The following is a 3,232-nucleotide window of genomic DNA, read 5'->3' as shown; positions in this document are numbered from 1 at the left end:
AAACAACTTGATACGACTCAAGCGTATCCGGCAATCGTTGTGTCATCGCACCAGACCCCTTGGGGTTATATGGTCAAGCGATGAAGCGCACACGGTGGATGCCTTGGCAGCCAGAGGCGATGAAGGACGTGGAAGCCTGCGATAAGGCTCGGCGAGGTGGCAAACAACCTGCGACCCGGGCATTTCCGAATGGGGAAACCCACTCAGGGTAACCTGAGTATCCGACACTGAATCCATAGGTGTCGGAGGCGAACCGGGGGAACTGAAACATCTAAGTACCCCGAGGAAAAGAAATCAACCGAGATTCCCCCAGTAGCGGCGAGCGAACGGGGACTAGCCCTTAAGCGGGTGACTGGTTAGGCGAATGAGCTGGGAAGCTCAGCGATACAGGGTGATAGCCCCGTAGCCGAAAACCTGATCCCGTGAAATCGAGTAGGTCGGGGCACGTGAAACCTTGACTGAAGACGGGGGGACCATCCTCCAAGGCTAAATACTCCTGGCTGACCGATAGTGAACCAGTACCGTGAGGGAAAGGCGAAAAGAACCCCGGAGAGGGGAGTGAAATAGACCCTGAAACCGTGTGCGTACAAGCAGTGGGAGCCCCTTCGTGGGGTGACCGCGTACCTTTTGTATAATGGGTCAGCGACTTATTTTCAGTGGCGAGCTTAACCGTATAGGGGAGGCGTAGGGAAACCGAGTCTTAACTGGGCGACCAGTCGCTGGAAATAGACCCGAAACCGGGCGATCTATCCATGGCCAGAGTGAAGGTTGAGTAACATCAACTGGAGGCTCGAACCGGGATCTGTTGAAAAAGATTCGGATGAGCTGTGGATCGGAGTGAAAGGCTAATCAAGCCCGGAGATAGCTGGTTCTCCTCGAAAGCTATTTAGGTAGCGCCTCACGTATCACCGCCGGGGGTAGAGCACTGTTTCGGCTAGGGGCCCATCCCGGGTTACCAAACCGAGGCAAACTCCGAATACCGGTGAGTGCAGCGTGGGAGACACACAGCGGGTGCTAACGTCCGTTGTGAAAAGGGAAACAACCCAGACCGTCAGCTAAGGCCCCCAAATTCTGGTTAAGTGGGAAACGATGTGGGAAGGCTTAGACAGCTAGGAGGTTGGCTTAGAAGCAGCCATCCTTTAAAGAAAGCGTAATAGCTCACTAGTCGAGTCGGCCTGCGCGGAAGATGTAACGGGGCTAAACCAGGTGCCGAAGCTACGGGTTCGTCGAATGACGAGCGGTAGAGGAGCGTCGTGTACGCCGATGAAGGTGTGTCGAGAGGCATGCTGGAGGTATCACGAGTGCGAATGCTGACATGAGTAACGATAAAGGGAGTGAAAACCTCCCTCGCCGGAAGACCAAGGGTTTCTGTTCGACGTCAATCGGAGCAGAGTGAGTCGGCCCCTAAGGCGAGGCCGAAAGGCGTAGTCGATGGGAAACGGGTCAATATTCCCGTACCTCACTGTATTGCGATGGGGGGACGAAGAAGGCTAGGTGAGCCAGGCGTTGGTTGCCCTGGTGAAAGTGAGTAGGCTGATCCTTCAGGTAAATCCGGAGGGTCAAGGCCGAGACACGAGACGAACGGACCACGGTCCGGAAGTCATCGATGCCACGCTTCCAGGAAAAGCCTCTAAGCTTCAGATACAGTGGGACCGTACCCCAAACCGACACAGGTGGTCAGGTAGAGAATACCAAGGCGCTTGAGAGAACTCGGGTGAAGGAACTAGGCAAAATGGTGCCGTAACTTCGGGAGAAGGCACGCCGGCATTAGGTGAAACCCCTCGCGGGTCGAGCTGACGCCGGTCGAAGATACCAGGTGGCTGCAACTGTTTATTAAAAACACAGCACTCTGCCAACGCGTAAGCGGACGTATAGGGTGTGACGCCTGCCCGGTGCCGGAAGGTTAATTGATGGTGTTAGCCGCAAGGCGAAGCTCCTGATCGAAGCCCCGGTAAACGGCGGCCGTAACTATAACGGTCCTAAGGTAGCGAAATTCCTTGTCGGGTAAGTTCCGACCTGCACGAATGGCGTAATGATGGCCACGCTGTCTCCACCCGAGACTCAGTGAAATTGAAATCGCAGTGAAGATGCTGTGTACCCGCGGCTAGACGGAAAGACCCCGTGAACCTTTACTATAGCTTCACACTGGACGCTGATGTTGCTTGTGTAGGATAGCTGGGAGGCTTGGAAACCCGGACGCCAGTCCGGGTGGAGCCAACCTTGAAATACCAGCCTGGCATCATTGGCGTTCTAACTCCGGCCTGTCATCCAGGTCGAGGACAGTGTGTGGTGGGTAGTTTGACTGGGGCGGTCTCCTCCCAAAGTGTAACGGAGGAGCACGAAGGTACCCTCAGCACGGTTGGAAATCGTGCATTGAGTGCAAGAGCATAAGGGTGCTTGACTGCGAGACAGACACGTCGAGCAGGGTCGAAAGACGGTTCTAGTGATCCGGTGGTTCTGTATGGAAGGGCCATCGCTCAACGGATAAAAGGTACTCCGGGGATAACAGGCTGATACCGCCCAAGAGTTCACATCGACGGCGGTGTTTGGCACCTCGATGTCGGCTCATCACATCCTGGGGCTGAAGTCGGTCCCAAGGGTATGGCTGTTCGCCATTTAAAGTGGTACGCGAGCTGGGTTTAGAACGTCGTGAGACAGTTCGGTCCCTATCTGCCGTGGGCGTCGGAAGTTTGAGAAGTGCTGCTCCTAGTACGAGAGGACCGGAGTGGACGTACCGCTGGTGTTCCGGTTGTGATGCCAATCGCATTGCCGGGTAGCTATGTACGGACGGGATAACCGCTGAAAGCATCTAAGCGGGAAGCCCCCTTCAAGATGAGACTTCCCCGGGGCCTCGCGCCCCCTGAAGGACCCTCGAAGACGACGAGGTCGATAGGCACGGTGTGGAAGCGCTGCAAGGCGTTGAGCTAACGTGTACTAATGGTCCGTGAGGCTTGACCATATAACACCCAAGGGGCCTGCGTGGCCCTGTGGGCGAGACACAGCGCGGATACGCGCGAGTCGATCGAGTGTCGCTTGATTCCCATTGTTGAAGACAGGTAAACAGGGCGCTGGCCCGGCAACCGCCACCCAGCGCGCCAGAGTTACGCCTGACGACCATAGCAAGCGGGTCCCACCTGATCCCATGCCGAACTCAGCAGTGAAACCGCTTAGCGCCGATGGTAGTGTGGAGCTTCTCCATGCGAGAGTAGGTCATCGTCAGGCATCTATCCCG

General features: G+C 56.1%; 2 rRNA genes. Both read left to right on the top strand.

Annotated features, from left to right (window positions below):
• The first annotated feature begins 71 nt into the window (after window positions 1-71).
• Window positions 72-2,959: ribosomal RNA gene (locus tag G7A98_RS16455) — 23S ribosomal RNA — on the top strand.
• A 147-nt stretch (window positions 2,960-3,106) separates the two neighbouring features.
• Window positions 3,107-3,222: ribosomal RNA gene (gene rrf / locus G7A98_RS16450) — 5S ribosomal RNA — on the top strand.
• Window positions 3,223-3,232: the final 10 nt, after the last annotated feature.

It is taken from the genome of Modicisalibacter sp. 'Wilcox' (assembly GCF_010993675.1).
In the GTDB taxonomy this organism is placed as follows: Bacteria; Pseudomonadota; Gammaproteobacteria; order Pseudomonadales; family Halomonadaceae; genus Modicisalibacter; species Modicisalibacter tunisiensis.
This window is presented reverse-complemented; position numbering and strand designations above follow the sequence as displayed.